At 42.3% G+C, this 286-nt stretch carries 1 protein-coding gene; it reads left to right on the top strand.

What is annotated here, in order from left to right; translation table 11 throughout:
• Nucleotides 1-248 (top strand): C1orf53 family protein (locus tag CWC11_RS21950; protein WP_138684257.1); only part of this gene is annotated, 248 nt, incomplete at its 5' end.
• Nucleotides 249-286: the final 38 nt, after the last annotated feature.

The raw sequence follows: 286 nt of genomic DNA, 5'->3' as shown, positions 1-286 counted from the left end.
CAGATAAAGGCTGCCTGTGTCGCACCTGTTTAATATCATCTATTCGTCAAAAAATTGAAAAAATGGCAAACCAGCCGATCCGCCAACAAGTAAAGTTAGCAAAACAATACGCCCACCCAAACTCTTTTATTGAAGGGCTTGATTACGACATGGAAGAAGGTTTTATGGTTATGACGCGATGGGCTCATTTAAAACGTGGAAAATGCTGTGGTAATAATTGCCGGTATTGCCCTTACACAACACGCTAACTGGCTCATAAAAGCGAAAGAGCCGTTGAGACTGGCTA

Source organism: Pseudoalteromonas sp. S3178 (genome assembly GCF_005886985.1).
Taxonomy (GTDB): domain Bacteria; phylum Pseudomonadota; class Gammaproteobacteria; order Enterobacterales; family Alteromonadaceae; genus Pseudoalteromonas; species Pseudoalteromonas carrageenovora.
The sequence above is the reverse complement of the archived record's forward strand: the minus strand, read 5'-3'. Positions and strand labels throughout refer to the sequence as shown.